General features: G+C 66.5%; 15 protein-coding genes. 10 read left to right on the top strand and 5 right to left on the bottom strand.

Annotated elements, in window-relative coordinates; translation table 11 throughout:
* Positions 1-28 precede the first annotated feature (28 nt).
* Positions 29-1,912: a polysaccharide biosynthesis protein gene (locus tag IPU70_RS29520; RefSeq protein WP_371819131.1), complete on the bottom strand. Its 1,884-nt coding sequence runs from the start codon at positions 1,910-1,912 to the stop codon at positions 29-31.
* Between the two features lie 299 nt (positions 1,913-2,211).
* On the opposite strand from IPU70_RS29520, the gene IPU70_RS29515 reads away from it, so the two are divergent.
* The 3 genes from IPU70_RS29515 to IPU70_RS29505 all read left to right on the top strand — a co-directional run bounded on the left by IPU70_RS29515 (position 2,212) and on the right by IPU70_RS29505 (position 5,663).
* Positions 2,212-3,132 (top strand): NAD-dependent epimerase/dehydratase family protein, encoded by a 921-nt coding sequence (locus IPU70_RS29515; RefSeq protein ID WP_207472692.1) that lies wholly within the window; start codon positions 2,212-2,214, stop codon positions 3,130-3,132.
* Positions 3,133-3,325: 193 nt separating this feature from the next.
* Entirely contained in the window at positions 3,326-4,366 is a 1,041-nt protein-coding gene (gene waaC / locus IPU70_RS29510) for a lipopolysaccharide heptosyltransferase I (protein ID WP_207472691.1), read from the top strand.
* A 1-nt stretch (position 4,367) separates the two neighbouring features.
* Positions 4,368-5,663 (top strand): 3-deoxy-D-manno-octulosonic acid transferase, encoded by a 1,296-nt coding sequence (locus tag IPU70_RS29505; RefSeq protein ID WP_207472690.1) that lies wholly within the window; start codon positions 4,368-4,370, stop codon positions 5,661-5,663.
* A 36-nt stretch (positions 5,664-5,699) separates the two neighbouring features.
* Here the strand turns inward: IPU70_RS29505 and IPU70_RS29500 are convergent, their stop codons facing one another.
* The 3 genes from IPU70_RS29500 to IPU70_RS29490 are packed head-to-tail and all read right to left on the bottom strand — an operon-like array spanning position 5,700 to position 7,543.
* Entirely contained in the window at positions 5,700-5,876 is a 177-nt protein-coding gene (locus IPU70_RS29500; protein ID WP_013396859.1) for a hypothetical protein, read from the bottom strand.
* A 15-nt stretch (positions 5,877-5,891) separates the two neighbouring features.
* On the bottom strand, positions 5,892-6,698 hold the full coding sequence (locus tag IPU70_RS29495; RefSeq protein ID WP_207472689.1) for a type III pantothenate kinase: 807 nt from the start codon (positions 6,696-6,698) through the stop codon (positions 5,892-5,894).
* On the bottom strand, positions 6,695-7,543 hold the full coding sequence (locus IPU70_RS29490; protein WP_207472688.1) for a biotin--[acetyl-CoA-carboxylase] ligase: 849 nt from the start codon (positions 7,541-7,543) through the stop codon (positions 6,695-6,697). Before IPU70_RS29490 ends, IPU70_RS29495 begins: the two co-directional genes overlap by 4 nt.
* Positions 7,544-7,638: 95 nt before the next feature.
* On the opposite strand from IPU70_RS29490, the gene IPU70_RS29485 reads away from it, so the two are divergent.
* The 5 genes from IPU70_RS29485 to IPU70_RS29465 are packed head-to-tail and all read left to right on the top strand — an operon-like array spanning position 7,639 to position 11,840.
* Complete coding sequence (locus IPU70_RS29485; protein WP_207472687.1) at positions 7,639-8,772, top strand: ABC transporter permease; 1,134 nt, start codon at positions 7,639-7,641, stop codon at positions 8,770-8,772.
* Complete coding sequence (locus IPU70_RS29480; protein WP_207472686.1) at positions 8,772-9,611, top strand: ABC transporter ATP-binding protein; 840 nt, start codon at positions 8,772-8,774, stop codon at positions 9,609-9,611. Before IPU70_RS29485 ends, IPU70_RS29480 begins: the two co-directional genes overlap by 1 nt.
* Positions 9,598-10,554 carry an MlaD family protein gene (locus tag IPU70_RS29475; protein ID WP_207472685.1) on the top strand — a complete coding sequence of 319 codons (957 nt, stop codon included), beginning with the start codon at positions 9,598-9,600 and terminating at the stop codon, positions 10,552-10,554. The genes IPU70_RS29480 and IPU70_RS29475 overlap by 14 nt, the downstream gene beginning before the upstream one ends.
* A complete protein-coding gene (locus IPU70_RS29470; protein ID WP_207472704.1) occupies positions 10,554-11,153 on the top strand; it encodes an ABC-type transport auxiliary lipoprotein family protein in 600 nt (199 codons plus the stop codon). The genes IPU70_RS29475 and IPU70_RS29470 overlap by 1 nt, the downstream gene beginning before the upstream one ends.
* 33 nt (positions 11,154-11,186) lie before the next feature.
* Positions 11,187-11,840, top strand: coding sequence for an alpha/beta hydrolase (locus IPU70_RS29465; RefSeq protein WP_207472684.1), 654 nt, complete (start codon positions 11,187-11,189; stop codon positions 11,838-11,840).
* A gap of 33 nt (positions 11,841-11,873) precedes the next feature.
* Here IPU70_RS29465 and IPU70_RS29460 read toward each other — a convergent pair whose 3' ends face one another.
* Positions 11,874-12,515, bottom strand: coding sequence for an HD domain-containing protein (locus IPU70_RS29460; protein WP_207472683.1), 642 nt, complete (start codon positions 12,513-12,515; stop codon positions 11,874-11,876).
* 137 nt (positions 12,516-12,652) lie between these two features.
* Here IPU70_RS29460 and IPU70_RS29455 point away from each other — a divergent pair, with 137 nt between their 5' ends.
* A complete protein-coding gene (locus IPU70_RS29455) occupies positions 12,653-13,618 on the top strand; it encodes a GlxA family transcriptional regulator (RefSeq protein ID WP_207472682.1) in 966 nt (321 codons plus the stop codon).
* Between the two features lie 155 nt (positions 13,619-13,773).
* Complete coding sequence (locus IPU70_RS29450; RefSeq protein WP_088143390.1) at positions 13,774-15,039, top strand: D-alanyl-D-alanine carboxypeptidase family protein; 1,266 nt, start codon at positions 13,774-13,776, stop codon at positions 15,037-15,039.
* Positions 15,040-15,122: the final 83 nt, after the last annotated feature.

Below are 15,122 nucleotides of genomic sequence, written 5' to 3'. Positions count from 1 at the left end.
TTATGGCAGCGGGTTTATTTAATTGAATTCAGGACGGAGTATATTCAATCACGAGCTTTTTGAGCATCGCCTTTGGGGCCATTTCATCGCCCGTCGTGAAAGAATGTTCCATGCTTTCGAGTTCTTTCATCAATTCGTCATAAGGAATGCTATGTTCCTTCGACTGCATGATGCGAGGGTGTTGCGTAGGCGAGACATCTCCACCGATCAGGAGTTCTTCGTAGAGTTTCTCTCCGGGGCGTAGGCCCGTGATCCGGATTTCGATGTCGCCGTCTGGGAATTCCGGGGTGCGCACGGTCAGACCATGCAGTTGAATCATGCGTTTGGCCAGGTCGTATATCCGGACCGGTTCTCCCATGTCCAGGACGAAGACCGAGCCCGAGGCGCCCATGGCTCCTGCCTGCAGCACCAATTGTGCTGCTTCCGGGATGGTCATGAAGTAGCGGGTAATGTCCGAATGTGTCAAGGTCACCGGCCCGCCGTGCTGGATCTGCCGATTGAACAAGGGGACGACGCTGCCCGAGCTACCCAGCACATTGCCGAACCGCACCATCGAGAAACGGGTGCCGGTCTGGATGTCCGCCAGCGCCTGCAGCACCAATTCGGCCAGGCGCTTGGTTGCGCCCATGACATTGGTGGGCCGGACAGCCTTATCTGTGGAAATCAGCACGAAATCCTTGACGCCGGATTCGATGGCGGCACGGGCGAAGGACAGCGTTCCGAAGGCATTGGTGCGTATGCCCTCGCGGATGTTGTGTTCGACCAACGGGACATGCTTATAGGCTGCTGCGTGATAGATGGTCTCGACGCCATACTTGCGCATATGTTCTGCGCAATTCCGCTGATCGCCCGTGGAACCCAGCAGCAGCACGATCTCCACATTCTGCGCGTTGATCCCGGCGAGGTCCTGGCCGATGGTGTACAGGGCGGGTTCAGAGATTTCCAGCAAGACCAGGCGGCGGGGCTGCAGCGCCAGGATCTGGCGGCACAATTCGGAGCCTATGGAACCGCCTGCGCCGGACACCATGACCACATGCCCAGTTACATATCGGCCGAGCAGTGCGGGCAGCGGCGCCACGGCATCGCGGCCCAGCAGGTCCTCGATCTGAAGGTCGCGAGCCTTCAGGCCGCCGGCCTGATCGACCATTTCGTGCAGATTCGGCACAATCCGGACCCGGATGCTGTGCTGCGAACCGATCTCCACCATGTTGTTGATTTGTTCGCGCGAAGCCGTAGGCTTGGCAATCAAGATCTGACCGATATTGTGGCTTTCCACGAGTTCGCCTACCTCGCTCGTCGGGTAGGTGCGCAGGCCAGCGGCCATCAGACCGGTTTTATCCCGGTCGTCGTCGACCAGCGCGATCGGGCGGTAGTGCGAACTGTTGCGCAAGGCGAGAGCCAATTGGCTGCCAGCCGGGCCTGCGCCATAGATAAGCACGCGCACGACGCTGTCCCGCGGGATATCACCAAGCCGGTGGCGCGGAAACAAGATCTTGATGGCCGCCAGCCGTACACCCAGCAGCAGCACCAAGGACACGACGCCGTAAATGGTCAACACGCCGCGGGAAAGCCCGGAGGACATCTGCAGAAAGAGGCTGCAGGCGGTGACCGTCATGATCGAAACCAGAACGCCCCCTACAATGACCAGGGCTACGCGGTCCGTCATGTACCGCAGCACATATTGATACGTGCCGAATACGACGAGCGCGAAGATGCCGCTGGCGCACGCCGCAAATGACAGCAAAAGATAGTCTGGTGTCGTAAAAAACAGCTCGAAACGAAGCCATAATGCCAGCTGGAATGCGCCAAACAGAATCAGCGCGTCCAGCGAAATGGCAAGGGCTCTTTTGGCTGATCTCGGGAGGTCAACGAGGGCTTGCCGAACTGCACCGATTGAGGTACGCAAAGTCACACCGACTGATAAAGAGAGTTTGGGGGTGCGTGATTGTATCAACACGTCGTCGGGGTAGAGTAACTGCGCCCGCGCCGCAGGCGGGCGTGGGCGCCGAGAAGGGTTCGCGCGACGTGGGCATCCAAGGTGCCGCAATATGCGGCGCTCAATGGGAGTAGGATGCGCAAACTAAATGGGGGCGCATTACTCGTTCCTTGGCTTGCTGGCAGGCGGAGATCCGGCGAGACGGGTGGCGAGTTCGAATGTCCTTTTGGCAATGCGCGAGGCGTGCCCTTTTTTGAACAACAACTTACGAAAATATGATGAGCAAAATATTAGTCACCGGCGGCACGGGATTTGTCGGGCAACGGGTGGTGCGGGATCTGTTGGCGCAAGGGCACTCGTTGCGTTTGTTGACACGCCGCCCTCTGGACGACGAGCGGGTCGAAGTGCGCAATATCCCGGATATGGAGGATGAAGCGGCGCTGCTGGAGGCCATGTCGGGGATGGAGGCTGTCTGCCATCTTGCGGGGCGAGCCCACGTGCTGGGCGCCCCGCCTGCCGACCACGAACTTCTGTTTGAGCAGGTGAACGTGGAATGGACTTGCAGACTGGCCGACACCGCCTTTCGTTCCGGAGTGAAGCGCTTCGTGTTCGTCAGTTCCATCGGCGCCGTGGGAACGTCCAGCGAGACGGGGGCTCCGTTGACCGAGCAGACGGAATGCCGACCGACTACGCCTTACGGCAAGTCCAAATTGAAGGCGGAGCAGAAGCTGGCCGAGTTGGCGCAGCGCCATGACGCCGAGCTGGTGATCGTCCGGCCTCCGCTGGTTTATGGCAAGGGCGCGCCGGGCAATATGGCGCGGATGGCCCGTTGGGTTCGGGCCGGCGTGCCGCTGCCATTGCGCAACGTGCGCAATCAACGCAGCTTGGTGCATGTGGATAACCTGTCGGCCGCGCTATTGGCATGCTTGCAGCATCCTGATGCGCCTGGTCATGTATTCCATGTGCGGGACCTGCAGGACTATTCGACACCGGATATTTTGCGGGGTGTGGCCAAGGATGTCGGTCGGCCAGCGCGTTTGATTCCTTTCCCGTCTTTCATGCTGCGTATGTTGGCGCAGGCTGCGGGCCAGCGTGGCGCATATGAGCAGCTTACGGGCACCTTGCAGGTCGACGACGCTTCTATCCGCAAGACGCTGCAATTCATGCCTAGATCCTTGCCGTTCGAAGTTGTCTGAGTCGGCATAGGAATAGATATTTGAAAGGTTTTTCAAGGCGTTCCTGCCTGGATGACGGCTGTTGGCCTGATAAAACGCGGCCGCATGACTCGTGCAGTTTGTTGTAAATTGCCGAAATTCTTTGCTGCGGATGCCGCCCTGCATCGGCGGATGATTCCGACTCCGCGTCACGCGGTCTTTTGTGCTTTTGTCAATGCCAACACGCATCCTCATTGTTCGCACTTCTTCGCTAGGCGATCTGGTGCATATGCTGCCCGCCATATCCGATATCGCCCGGCATGTGCCGGACGCGGAGATCGACTGGATTGCAGAAGAAGCTTTTGCGGACATCCCGGCATGGCATCCCGCAGTCAATGAAGTCATCAAGGTGGCCCATCGGCGCTGGCGCAAGGCTTGGTGGTCGGCGCAGGTACGGGCCGAGCGCAGCGCGCTGAAAGAACGCCTGCGGTCCAAGCAGTACGACATCGTGCTCGACATGCAGGCCTTGCTGAAATCCGCCTGGCTGGTGCGCCAGACCCGTGGCGTGCGGCATGGGTTGGACTGGCGTTCGGCGCGCGAGGCGCTGGCGTCGCTGTTCTACAACGTGCGGCATCGGGTCGAGTTCTGGCAGCCGGCGGTGATCCGCCAGCGCAAGCTTGCCGCCTTGACGTTCGGTTACCAGTACGCCGGCGCGCCCGATTTCGGGCTGCAGGCTTTCGCGCGCCAAGCGACACAGGCTGCGGCGGACCCCGTGCTGGAAGTCGGCAGCGAGGGCATGAACGTCGGCGAACTGCCACGTTTGCACCATCTGGATACGGACCGCGGCTACGCGGTGATCATGCCGTCGGCCAGCCGCGACGACAAGCTCTGGCCGGAAGAAGACTGGCGCGTCGTTTTCCGCCGCCTGCGCGAGGCCGGCTGCACCTTGAAATTGCTGGCGGGGAATGAGCAGGAGGCCGAGCGCGCCCGTCTGCTGATTGCAGGCATGGACGGCGCCGAGGTGATGCCGCGCATGGATCTGAGCGCGGTGGCGCGCCTGTTGGCCGGGTCCCGCATGATGGTGGGGTTGGACAGCGGTCTGACCCATCTGTCGGCCGCGCTGGGCCGTCCCACCATCGGCATTTACCGTGCCTCGACGCCAGTGCGCACGCCGCTGGTCGGCTCCAGCTACACCGCCAGCCTGGGCGACCGCGGGGCTTCGCCTTCGCGCGAGGCCGTGATGGCGGCGGTGGAGCAGGCGTTGGCCGCTCAATGACATGAACCGTGGCGTCTACTCGCTGGCGCTCAGGGCTTTGTCACCGCTGGTCTGGCTCTGGATGGGCCACCGCGCCCGGCGCGCGGGCGGCCAATGGGAAATCTTCTCTGCCGAACGCTTCGGTCACGGCACGGCGACCACTACGTCTGCTGAGTCCTGGAGGCGTCCCGTCTGGGTGCATGCAGTTAGTTTGGGCGAGACGCGCGCTGCGCAGCCCTTGCTGCAGGCTTTGCTCGACCGGGGCCTGCCGGTGCTGCTGACGCACATGACGGCGACCGGCCGGGCCGAAGGCGCGCGCCAGTACGCCGACGCGATCGCCCGCGGGCAGTTGCGCCAGGCATGGCTGCCCTACGATTTTCCTGGCGCGACCCGCCGTTTCATGGCGGCCTGGCGGCCGCGCTGCGGCCTGCTCATCGAACGTGAAATCTGGCCGAATCTGCTGGCCGCCGCGCGCGGTGCGGGAGTGCCGATGGCGCTGGTCAGCGCCCGGTTTTCGGCGTCGTCGCTGCGGCAGGCCGGCAGGATGGGCGGCGTGATGCGCGAAGCCTTGGGCGGACTGGATTCGGTGCTGGCGCAGACCGCCGAGGACGCCGACAGGCTCGTCCAAGCGGGGGCGCCGCGGCCGGTCGTGACGGGCAATCTGAAATTCGACCTGGTCCTGCCGGCGGCGCGAGTTGCCGCGGGACAGGCCTGGCGCGAACGGCTGGGCCGGCGCGTGGTGGCGGTGGCCAGCACGCGCGAGGGCGAGGACAGCGGTTTCATCGAGGCCATCAAGCGCCATGCCGCCCGGCCGGGCGCGCCCTTGTTCCTGTTGATTCCGCGCCATCCACAGCGCTTTGACGAGGCCGCGCGCCTGCTGTCGGCGGCCGGGCTGCCGTACGTCCGGCGGTCCGTGGGCGAGGCGCCGGGACCGGACACGGCGGTACTGCTGGGCGACACGCTGGGCGAGATGGCGTTCTACTACGCCGCTTCGGACGCCGCGATCGTGGCGGGCAGCTTCGCGCCGCTGGGCGGGCAGAACCTGATCGAGGCCTGCGCGGCGGGCGTGCCAGTCATCGTCGGCCCGCACACCTTCAACTTCAAGCAGGCGGCGGAAGACGCCATCGCGGCGGGCGCCGCGTTGCGCGCGGCCGATGCCGCCGAGGCGGTGGATGCGGCGATGGCGTTGCTGGCGGACGAGTCGCGCCGTCAGCGTGCGGCAGAGGCGGCGCTGGCATGGTTCCGCATGCATTCGGGCGCCACGGAGCGTACGCTGGACGCGCTGGCGCCGTGGCTGGAGGCGGGAAGGGCGGGCTAGCGCCCATCGCGGCCGGCGTGTGCGTCGGCCGGGACTTCAGGGGGCGCGGGGCGGCGCCGTCTTGGGGACCAGGGTCACGGCGTCAGGATTCAGTTGCTGGTTGAAGCGGCGCGGGTCGCGGCCTTCGTCCTCGGGGCGCACGCCCAGCCAGCCTTGGCCCAGCGCATAGACCCCCAGATTTGCAAGCAGGATGAGGATGAAGAGCACGCGCATGGCCGGGGACTCCGTTCAGGCGTCGGCGTCCAGGGTGGCGCGCGCGACCGCGGCCAGGCCGTCCAGGACGGGGTGATCCAGATAGATGGGCACGGGCGCGGCGCCGAAGGCGCCGCCCGCGTCCGCCAGCAAACGTTCGATTTCCTGGTGCACTTCGGGCCAGCCGCCGCCCGCCGCGTAGATTTGTGGCGTTTGGCCGTAGCGCTGGCGTCCGGCCAGCCATTGGCGCACGACCGCGCCAGCCTGCGCGGCGGCGATACCCGAGGCGATGGCCTCGTGCGTGTCCGTGGGATAGGCCACGACCTGACCGTTGGCGATGGGGAGATTGGCGGTGCCATGGGCCAGGGCGCTGCGCATCATGGCCGGGCCGGGCAGGATCAGCCCGCCGGCGAAGATGTTGTCGGGTCCGACGGTGTCGATGGTGGTGGCGGTGCCGAAGCTGGCCAGCACGAAGGGCGGGTGCGCGTCAGGCAGGCGCGACAGCACGCCCAGCAGCGAGGCCCAGCGGTCGGCGCCCAGCTGCGTGGGCGTCTTGTAGCTGTTGACCAGCCCCAGCGTGGCCGCCTGTGATGGCGACCAGGTCACCGCGCAGCCGTGTTTTTGCAGGATGGCGGCGATAGCTGCGCCGCGGGCCTCGCCGGCCACATTGACGCCAAGCGCGCGCAAGGGGCGGCGCGGCAAGGTGGACAGCCAGCGGTCCAGGGCGTCCAGGTCCAGACCGTCGAAGGCGACCGCCGCTGGCTCGCGCGGCGTGTCGGGGTTGCCGGCGTCCAGCCAACCCACCTTGAGACGGCTGTTGCCGGAGTCGATGAGAATAATCATGCTTGGCGTCGAATCGAGATTTCACCGACCAGGATCGGCTGGATGCCTTCGGGCGTTTGCACCAGCAGGCGGCCCTGCTCGTCCACGCCGCTGGCGGTGCCGCTTAGAAGGATAGCGCCCTTGTCCAGCACGTTGACCTTGCGGCCGGCCAAAGCGTCCACCTGGTCGAAACGCCGCCTGAAGGCGCCAAAACCCTCGCGCTCCAGGGTTTGGACCGTTTCGAGCCAAGCCGTGGCGCTGGCGCAGACCAGGTCGGCGGCGCTTGCCTGGCGGACCGCGCCCGCCTGCACCTGGCTCCAGTCGGCGACCTCGCGCTCCAGCGCGAGCGACAGCCGGGCGGCGTCGATCAGGTTCACGCCCATGCCGATGACGACCGTATGGCCGGCCTCGCTGCCGCCGGGATTGCGGGTGGTCTCCACCAGCACGCCCGCCAACTTGGCGTCGTGCCATTGCACGTCGTTGGGCCACTTCATGCACAGCCCGGTGGCATGCGGGCCGGCGACGGCGCGCAGGGCCTCGCAGGCGGCGATGCCCGCCAGCGGCGACAGCGCGGGCAGTTGCGCGGGCGGCAGATGCACGTCGAAGGCACAGGAGAACATCAGGGTGGAGCCCGTGCGGTTTTGCCAGGGACGGCCGGCGCGGCCGCGGCCGGTTTCCTGCAGGTGCGTGCCCAGCAGCCAGGGCTTGCCGCCGGCGCCGGCGCGTGCGCGCGCCAGAAGGTCGGCATTGGTCGATCCGGTGCTGCCGGTCCAGGCGATGTCCTGGAAGGCGGGCAGGCGCGTGCTGAGCGTGCGGACCAGGGTTTCCGGCGCTGGCAGGTCGATGGGGCTGGCTTGAGCGGGCATATGGCGGCGATTGTAGGGCACGCGGCCCGCGCTCGCGGTCTGCCTGCGCCAGCGTTTATGATTGGCGATACATTTTGCACCGGTATTCTGTCTTCATGCCGCATTCCGCTACGTCCGCACCTGCCGCTGCCGCACCTTTCCGCTTCGAAGGAGGCGTGTGCCATGTGGCCGGCGACTGGAGCGTGCTGGCGCTGGCGGAGCCCGGCGAGGTGCAGCGCCGCCGCGCGGCGCTGGCCTGCGCCACCGATGGCGGCGCGCGCTGGGACCTGCACGGCATCGGCCGGCTGGACACCATTGGCGCGCTGCTGATCTGGGAGGCCTGGGGCCACAAGCTGCCCGAGCGCGTGCGCTGGTCGGCTGGCCAGCAGGATGTTTTCAACGCCCTGGCCATGAATAAGGGCGAGACGCCGGCCGCAGCGTCCAAACGGGATCCCTGGAGCTGGCCGCGCGCCGTGGGCGAGGCGATCTTCCAGGCCATCGACAATGGCCGCGCCTTGCTCGTCATGCTGGGTCAACTGGTGCTGGATTTCGGCGGCATGCTGCGCCGCCCGCGGCTGGGGCCCTGGCGCGAGATTTCGGCGCAGGTGTACCGCACCGGCGCGCAGGCGCTGGGCATTACCGCGCTGGTCGGCTTCCTGATCGGGGTGGTGCTCTCCTATCTGTCGGCGCAGCAGCTGCAGATGATAGGCGCGGACCGCTTCATCGTCCGCCTGTTGGGCGTGTCCATCGTGCGCGAACTGGGTCCGGTGCTGGCCGCCATCCTGGTCGCCGGCCGATCGGGTTCCGCGATCACGGCGCAGATCGGCGTGATGCGGGTGACGCAGGAATTGGATGCGATGCTCGTCATGGGCATATCGCACGGACAGCGCCTGATCCTGCCGCGGGTGGTGGCGCTGGCCGTGACCATGCCGCTGCTGGTGCTGTGGACGGACGCCATGGCGATCCTGGGCGGCATGCTCGCCGCGCAGATGCAGTTGGGGGTGTCGGCGCAATGGTTCCTGCAGTCGCTGCCGGATGCGATTTCACTGACTAACTACTGGATCGGCATTCTGAAGGGTGTGACCTTTGGCATGCTGATCGCGCTGATCGCCTGCCATTTCGGTCTGCGCATCCAGCCCAACACGGAAAGCCTGGGACGCGGCACCACTACATCGGTAGTTACCTCCATCACGGGTGTGATTCTGCTGGACGCGTTTTACGCCGTCATCTTCAGTTCGGTGGGCATCTGATGAACAGCGCCGCCCAGCACAAGCTGTTCGCCGAGGATGGCGTCACGATAGAACCCGTCATCACCGTGCGCGGACTGCGCACGGCGTTCGGCGACCACGTGGTGCACGACAATCTGGACCTGACCGTCTTTCCGGGCGAAATCCTGGTGCTGGTGGGCGGCTCGGGCACCGGCAAGACGGTGCTGCTGAGGCAGATCATCGGACTGGACCGGCCGGCCGCGGGCTCGGTGCGGGTGCTGGGACATGCGCTGTTCGAGCTGACGGCGGGCGAACGCCGGCGGCTGTCCTACCGCTGGGGCATGCTGTTCCAGGCGGGGGCGTTGTTTTCCGCGCTGTCGGTGTTCGACAATGTGGCCTTGCCGCTGCGCGAACTGCGCACGGTGCCGGAAGATCTGGTGCGCGACGTCGTCATGTGCCGGCTGGCGATGGTGGGCCTGTCGGCGCGCGACGCCGACAAGCGGCCTTCGGACCTGTCCGGCGGCATGGTCAAGCGCGTGGCGCTGGCGCGCGCGCTGTCGCTGGATCCGGAACTGCTGTTCCTGGACGAGCCCACCGCCGGCCTGGACCCGCTGCGTTCGGACGAATTCGTGGACCTGGTGCGCAGCCTGCACCGGCAATTGGGATTTACCGTCGTCATGGTGACGCACGACTTGGACACGCTGCTGGCGTTGGCCACGCGCGTCGCCGTGCTGGCGGACAAACGGGTGATCGTGTGCGACACGGTGCCGGAAGTATTGAAGGTCGATCACCCGTTCATTCACACGTTCTTCCTGGGCGAGCGCGGTTTGCGCGCGCTGGGGGATCTGGCGCCGAAGGGATTGCATCATGGAAAACCGTAGTCATGCGCTCATGGCCGGCGTCTTCACGCTGGTCCTGCTGGCCGCAGCCGCCTTGGTGGCCATCTGGATCGGCCGCGACCGGACGCAGTTGCAGCCATACGAAATCATCTCCGCCACCGCCGTCAGCGGCCTGAACCCGCAGTCCACGGTGCGCTACCAGGGAGTGCCGGTGGGCAAGGTGCAGTCGCTGGCTTTGAACCCGGACAAGCCCGGGCAGGTGCGCATCCGCATCGGCGTGGCGCCGAACACGCCAATCACCGAATCCACCTGGGCCGAGCTGGGCGTGCAGGGCGTGACCGGCATGTCCAACGTGGAGTTGCGCGACGACGGCACGTCGATGAAGCGGCTGGCGTCGTCGGCCGCGCATCCGGCCGCCATTCCGCTGCGCCCCGGTTTTCTCGATCGCATCGAGCAGCGCGGCGGCAAGCTGATCTCGAACGTGGAAGAAGTCACCGAACAACTGCGGCGCGTGCTGAGCGAGCAGAATGTGCAGGCGCTCACCGCCAGCCTGCAGAATGCCACCGACATCACCCAATCGCTCAGGGCTGCCAGCCAGGATCTGGGGCCCACGCTGGCCAAGCTCGGCCCCCTGATGGATTCCTTGGACAAGACCTCGCGCCAGGCCGACCGTGCCGCGCGCGAAGTTGGCGACCTGGCCGCGCAGGCCCGCCAGTCGCTGGCGCGCCTGAATGCGCCTGGCGGCCCCCTGTCCGCCGCCACCAGCAGCCTCAACGACATTGCCCTGGCCGCCGCGCGGCTGGATGGCGAGACCCTGCCGGCGATCACCGGCATGGCCGCCAATGTCAGCGCGGCCGCGCGCGGCGCCACCGTTACCCTGCGCCGTGTGGACAACACGCCGCAATCATTCCTGTTCGGCCCGGCGCCCCGCGAGCCCGGGCCCGGCGAGGCCGGCTTTGCAGGCTTCGGGAGATCGTCCAAATGATGAAGATGCGTAGCGCCGTTCTTATCCTGACGCTGGCCCTGGCCGGTTGCGGCATCGGCCGCGTGGCCGCGCCGCCCTCGGTGTTCGACCTGGGCCTGGACTCCCGGCCGGCGCCGGCCTTGCCCGCGCGCGAGACGATCGCGCTGGTCTTCCAGGCCGTGCCCAGCCTGTCCGATACCGGCGTGATCTGGCGCGTGGGCGACAGCGCCGCGCCCAAGGCCTATGCCAGCTACCGTTGGGCCTCGCCGCCGGCGGATCTGGTGCGGCAGCGCCTTACCGAGCGCCTGTCGCGCCAGGGGCCGGTGCTGGATGAGCGTGTCACCCTGCAGACGCCGCAGCTGCAGGTGTCGCTGTCCCAGTTCGAACAGGTATTCGCGGCCGACGGCCAGTCCAGCGAAGGCCGCGTGCTGCTGCAGGCGGTGTTGCTCAGCGGCCGCAGCGTGCTGGGCCAGACGCGCATCGAGGCACGCGCGCCGGCGCCCACGCAGGACGCGCAAGGCGGGGTCACGGCGTTGCGCCAGGCGACGGACGATGCCGCCGACCAATTGGCGCAGTGGCTGGCCACGACGCTGAAGCCCGCGCCCAGGCCGGGCGGTTAACATCGCTTTTTTTTCCGCATCCTGAGTTACGCCATGTCCGCACGCACTGAAACCCACGCATTCACCGGAGCCGCCGGCCGCATCGACTGCGCCGTGGACTGGCCTGCGGGCACGCCGCGAGGCTGGGCGCTGGTCCTGCATCCGCATCCGCTACAGGGCGGCGCGCGCGAGAACAAGGTAGTCACGACCTTGTCGCGCGCCTGCGTGCAACATGGTTTGGTGGCGGTGCGGCCCAATTTCCGCGGGGTCGGCCAGTCCGAAGGCACGTTCGACAAATCCGTGGGCGAAACCCAGGACATGCTGGCGGTCGTGGCGCAGATGCGTGAACTGCATCCTGAACTGGCCCAGGCGCCGTGGGTGCTGGCCGGCTTCTCGTTCGGCACCGCCGTCGCGGCGCAGGCCTATGCCGCGCTGGCGGAGCAGGGCGACGCCGTGCTGCCGTCGGCCCTGATGCTGATGGGGCCGGCCGTGAACCGCTTCCAGTCGCATGAAGTGCAGGTGCCGGACGACACGCTGATGGTGCACGGCGAGGAAGACGAGGTCGTGCCGCTGTCCGAGGCCATGGACTGGGCGCGTCCGCGTTCGATTCCGGTGGTGGTGGTGCCGGGCGCATCGCACTTCTTCCACGGCAAGCTGCTGGTGCTGCGCCAGCTGGTGCAGGCGCGGTTGAAGGTCGCGCTGGACTAAGACGGGGGCGCCGCTGTTGCGGCGCCAACGCCTTCAGCCTGGCCAGCGCGAGCCGCGGATCACGCTGCAGAAGTTACCAGGCTTGAAGGCCGGCTCCTTGTCGGCGATCACATCGGCTTTGACGTTGCCGAACGTCGTCTGCGGCTTGTGCTTGATGCCCTCGTAGAAGGCCTGGATGATCTCTTCCTTGAAGCGCGGACTGCGCGGATGCGCCGCCACCACGGCTTCGCGCTGGGCGTCGCCGTATTCGCCATAAGTCAGGCCGAGCACGTCCATTTCCACGCCCGCCGTCACCAGCGCGACGACTGGGTGCATGAATTCGGGAATGCCGGGCGTGGTGTGCAGCGCAATGGCGGTCCACACCAGATCGATGTCCTGCTGCGAAATGCCGCGGCTATTCAGGAAGTCGCGCGCCGCGTTGGCACCATCGACCTCGAAGCGGCAGCAGTCGCTGCTGTGCTGATGCGTCAGGCCCATGTCGTGGAACATGCAGCCGCAATAAAGCAATTCCGGGTCGAACTTCAATCCGCGCCGCTTGCCGGCGAGCGCGCCGAAGTAGTAGACCCGGCTGGAATGGTGGAAGAGCAGCGGCGTGGCGGTGTCGCGTACCAGCTCCGTGATTTCACGGGCGAGCTTGCTGTCGGGGATCTGAATGCCGTCGATGGCAGGGTTCATGGAGGGAGTCCTTGCAGGTGGTGGGGAAGGGGTTCGATAAATTCTCTCGCCGCACTAGAATGGCTTCAATCGTCGTAATACGCCAGATTCCGCCAAAACATGCGATTTCCCGACACCAGTCGGCAAGGCGCGATTCCATGACCAAGACCATAGCCATTCTTGCGCTGCCTGGCGTCCAGATGCTCGATGTCTCCGGGCCGCTGGACGTGTTCGCCCAGGCCAATGCCGAACTCGGGCGCGAGCAGTACGCGCTGCGCGTGGTGGGCTACGAGGCGGGTCCGATCCGCAGTTCATCGGGCGCGCGCCTGCTGCCCGACCTGACGCTTGACGGCCCTGTGCCGCGCCTGGATACCCTGCTTGTTGCCGGCACGCCGCAGGCCGCCAGCGCCATGCTCAGCAGCTCCGCCTTGCAATGGCTGCGCGCGACGGCCAGGGGCGCCCGGCGCTATGGCTCCGTCTGCACTGGCGCCTTCATGCTCGCCGCGGCAGGCCTGTTGGATGGACGACGGGTGACGACCCATTGGAATGCGGCGGCGCAGCTGCGCCTGGCCTATCCCAAGGTGACCGTCGAAGAGGACGCCCTGCATGTGCGCGACGGCAAGGTGCGCACGTCCGCCGGCGTGACGGCTGGCCTGGATCTGGCGTTGTCGCTGGTCGAGGAGGACCTCGGCCGGGAACTGGCCGCCAGTGTGGCGGCCCAGTTGGTGATGTTCTTCAAGCGGCCAGGCGGACAACTGCAATTCAGCCGCAAGGGACAGGCCGGCCCGGTAGGGCGCTCGGCGCTGCAGGAGGTCCAGCGCTGGGTCGCCGGCAACCCTGGGCTGCCGCTGTCGGTGGAAGCGCTGGCCGAACATGCGGGCCTGAGCCCCCGGCACTTCACGCGGCTGTTTCACGCCGAGGTCGGCGTCACGCCGGCCGCGTGGGTGGAGATGACGCGCATCGCCGCAGCCCGCGCGCTGCTGGAGGCGGGCTCGGCCACGCCCAAGCAGGTGGCCGCGCAATGCGGCTTTGCCAACGTTGACACCTTGCGCCGCGCCTTCGTCAAGCACGTGGGCGTTTCTCCGGCCGTGTACCGTCGCCATCACGGCGGCAGTCCCGATTGATCCGTTGCCGCGTCCCGAGGCCGCCAGGTTGCATCAAGTTGCATGTTTTAAATGCGCGGGAACCCCGGGCGGGCCGGACGGGTCTGATCGACTGCCTATAATTGTCAGCCACTTGCCCCGCGCCGGCGGGCGTCATTCCTGGACCCACGTTGCCGATGAAGAATTTGCCTTACTCCGCTCACTCCCCCGTTGTCTTCACCCGTCGCCTGCTGTCAGGCGCGGTGCTGTCAGCCATGCTGGCAGCTTCGATGCCGGTCTGGGCGCAGCAGGCTCCGGCCGCGGCGCCCGCCGCAGCCGCCGGCGCCGCGGCCCCGGCGCCGAATGCATCGGCGGTGGTGCCGGTGGGCGACGTCTCGGCCGTGCCGGCCCCCACCATCGCGGCCAAGGCCTGGATCGTGATGGACGTGAACAGCGGCCAGACCCTGGCCGCCTCCAACCCGGACATGAAGGTCGAGCCGGCCTCGCTGACCAAGATCATGACGGCCTACGTCGTGTTCAATGCGCTGGACGAAAAGCGCTTGACGCTGGAGCAGACCGTGCCGGTGTCCGAGCGCGCCTGGCGCACGGGCGGTTCGCGCATGTTCATCGAACCGCGCAAGCCGGTCACTGTCGACGAGCTGAACCAAGGCATGATTGTGCAGTCCGGCAACGACGCCTCCGTGGCCCTGGCCGAGGCCGTGGGCGGCAGCGAGGCCTCGTTCGCTTCGCTGATGAACCAGGAAGCCGAACGCCTGGGCATGCGCAACACCCACTTCATGAACGCGACGGGCCTGCCCGATCCGCAGCACATGACGTCCACGCGCGACCTGGCCATCCTGTCCTCGCACCTGATCACCGATCACCCGGACCACTTCCACTACTACAAGCAGAAGAGCTACACCTACAACAAGATCACCCAACCCAACCGCAACCGCCTGCTGTGGGCCGACCCTTCGGTGGATGGCATGAAGACCGGCCACACCGATTCGGCCGGCTACTGCCTGGTGTCGACCGCGGTGCGCGGCGACCGCCGCATCCTGGTGGTCGTGGTGGGCACGGACAGTGAAGCCACGCGCGCCGAGGAAAGCCTGAAGCTGCTGAACTGGAGCTTCCAGAACTTCGACACCGTGAAGCTGTTCGACAAGAGCCAGCCCGGCATCGATGCGCGCGTCTGGGAAGGCACGGCTGAAAACGTCAAGCTCGGCCCGCCCAACCCCGTGTCGATCGCGGTGCCGCGCGGCAAGGCTGGCGACTTGAAGCCGGTGGCGCAGCGCACGGATCCGCTGATCGCGCCGCTGGCCAAGGGCCAGCAGGTCGGCACCCTGCAATTCACGCTGGACGGCAAGGTGCTGCGCACCGAACCGCTGGTGGTGCAGGACGCGGTCGAGCGCGCCGGCTTCTTCGGCCGCATGGTCGATACCGTCAAGCGCTGGTTCGAGTAATCCTGCCGCGCCGCAGGCGCGGGGGGTGTAAGCTAGCAACGGGCGTTTCGCATGAAACGCCCGTGCTCTATTCACGGGACGGA

The sequence above is a fragment of the Achromobacter sp. SD115 genome, from assembly GCF_017355315.1.
GTDB lineage: Bacteria > Pseudomonadota > Gammaproteobacteria > Burkholderiales > Burkholderiaceae_B > Achromobacter > Achromobacter xylosoxidans_B.
The sequence above is the reverse complement of the archived record's forward strand: the minus strand, read 5'-3'. Positions and strand labels throughout refer to the sequence as shown.

What these genes read in the sequence shown, in the direction of transcription:
- IPU70_RS29455 (WP_207472682.1), top strand. Translation starts at nt 12,653, where the DNA reads ATGACCAAGACCATAGCCATTCTTGCGCTGCCTGGCGTCCAGATGCTC.
- IPU70_RS29470 (WP_207472704.1), top strand. Translation starts at nt 10,554, where the DNA reads ATGAAGATGCGTAGCGCCGTTCTTATCCTGACGCTGGCCCTGGCCGGT.
- IPU70_RS29515 (WP_207472692.1), top strand. Translation starts at nt 2,212, where the DNA reads ATGATGAGCAAAATATTAGTCACCGGCGGCACGGGATTTGTCGGGCAA.
- IPU70_RS29495 (WP_207472689.1), bottom strand. Translation starts at nt 6,698, where the DNA reads ATGATTATTCTCATCGACTCCGGCAACAGCCGTCTCAAGGTGGGTTGG.
- IPU70_RS29460 (WP_207472683.1), bottom strand. Translation starts at nt 12,515, where the DNA reads ATGAACCCTGCCATCGACGGCATTCAGATCCCCGACAGCAAGCTCGCC.
- IPU70_RS29485 (WP_207472687.1), top strand. Translation starts at nt 7,639, where the DNA reads ATGCCGCATTCCGCTACGTCCGCACCTGCCGCTGCCGCACCTTTCCGC.
- IPU70_RS29465 (WP_207472684.1), top strand. Translation starts at nt 11,187, where the DNA reads ATGTCCGCACGCACTGAAACCCACGCATTCACCGGAGCCGCCGGCCGC.
- IPU70_RS29500 (WP_013396859.1), bottom strand. Translation starts at nt 5,876, where the DNA reads ATGCGCGTGCTCTTCATCCTCATCCTGCTTGCAAATCTGGGGGTCTAT.
- IPU70_RS29490 (WP_207472688.1), bottom strand. Translation starts at nt 7,543, where the DNA reads ATGCCCGCTCAAGCCAGCCCCATCGACCTGCCAGCGCCGGAAACCCTG.
- IPU70_RS29505 (WP_207472690.1), top strand. Translation starts at nt 4,368, where the DNA reads ATGAACCGTGGCGTCTACTCGCTGGCGCTCAGGGCTTTGTCACCGCTG.
- IPU70_RS29480 (WP_207472686.1), top strand. Translation starts at nt 8,772, where the DNA reads ATGAACAGCGCCGCCCAGCACAAGCTGTTCGCCGAGGATGGCGTCACG.
- waaC (WP_207472691.1), top strand. Translation starts at nt 3,326, where the DNA reads ATGCCAACACGCATCCTCATTGTTCGCACTTCTTCGCTAGGCGATCTG.
- IPU70_RS29450 (WP_088143390.1), top strand. Translation starts at nt 13,774, where the DNA reads ATGAAGAATTTGCCTTACTCCGCTCACTCCCCCGTTGTCTTCACCCGT.
- IPU70_RS29475 (WP_207472685.1), top strand. Translation starts at nt 9,598, where the DNA reads ATGGAAAACCGTAGTCATGCGCTCATGGCCGGCGTCTTCACGCTGGTC.